Below are 1,388 nucleotides of genomic sequence, written 5' to 3'. Positions count from 1 at the left end.
CCATGACAACGTTTATGTGGGCCAGCAGAGCAATCTGCGCGGCTGTGTGATCGGCAAGAACACCGACATCATGCGTGCCTCCCGCATCGAGGACGGGGCGGTGATCGGCGACGAGTGTCTGATCGGTGAAGAATCGATCGTCCAGGGGAACGTCCGGGTCTATCCGTTCAAGACCATCGAAGCGGGCGCGTTCGTCAATACCTCGGTCATCTGGGAGTCGCGGGGGCAGGCCCATCTCTTCGGGGCCCGGGGCGTGTCCGGGATCCTCAACGTGGAGATCACCCCCGAGCTGGCGGTGCGGCTGGCCGGTGCGTATGCCACGACCCTCAAGAAGGGCTCCACGGTCACCACGGCGCGTGACCACTCCCGTGGCGCCCGCGCCCTGAAACGGGCCATGATCTCCGCCCTCCAGACCAGCGCCATCGACGTCCGGGACCTGGAGAACGTGCCGCTGCCGGTGGCCCGCCAGCAGACGGCCCGAGGCAGCGCCGGCGGCATCATGATCCGTACATCGCCCGGAGTCCCCGACTCCGTGGACATCATGTTCTTCGACGAGCGCGGCGCCGATCTGTCCGCCGGAGGACAGCGCAAGCTGGACCGGGTCTACGCGCGCCAGGAGTACCGCCGGGCCTTCCCCGGGGAGATCGGTGACCTGAGCTTCCCGTCGAGCGTCTACGACTCGTACACGGGCTCGCTGCTGCGCTCCACGGACGTCAGCGGTATCGCCGAGTCCGGTCTCAAGGTCGTGGTGGACGCCGCGAACGGCAGCGCCGGGCTCGTCCTCCCCAGCCTGCTGGGACGGCTCGGAGTGGACGCGCTGACGATCAACCCGGGGCTGAACGAGTCGCGCCCCACCGAGACCGCCGACGGCCGCCGCTCCGGGCTCGCCCGGCTCGGGGAGATCGTCGCGTCGGCCCGCGCGGCCTTCGGTGTCCGGTTCGATCCCGTCGGTGAGCGGTTCTCGCTCGTGGACGAGCGCGGCCGCATCGTGGAGGACGACCGGGCGCTGCTGGTGATGCTGGACCTGGTGGCCGCGGAGCGACGGAGCGGGCGGGTGGCGCTTCCGGTGACCACGACCCGTATCGCCGAGCAGGTCGCGGCGTACCACGGCACCCAGGTGGAGTGGACGACGACCGCGGCGGACGATCTGACCCGGGTCGCCCGGTCCGAGACGACGATCTTCGGCGGCGACGGCCGCGGTGGCTTCATCGTTCCCGAGTTCAGCAGCGTCTTCGACGGTACGGCCGCCTTCGTCCGGCTCATCGGCCTGGTGGCGCGCACCCAGCTGACGCTCAGCCAGATCGATGCGCGGATTCCGCGGGCCCATGTGCAGCGGCGTGATCTGGCCACCCCCTGGGCGGTCAAGGGCCTGGTCATGCGGCATGTGG

1 pseudogene is annotated in these 1,388 nt (G+C 69.7%); it reads left to right on the top strand.

Annotation, left to right across the window (positions count from 1 at the left end):
- Nucleotides 1-1,388, top strand: a pseudogene (locus SSOG_RS05450) (mannose-1-phosphate guanyltransferase); the annotation flags it as partial.

The organism is Streptomyces himastatinicus ATCC 53653, from assembly GCF_000158915.1.
GTDB classification, from domain to species: domain Bacteria; phylum Actinomycetota; class Actinomycetes; order Streptomycetales; family Streptomycetaceae; genus Streptomyces; species Streptomyces himastatinicus.
This window is presented reverse-complemented; position numbering and strand designations above follow the sequence as displayed.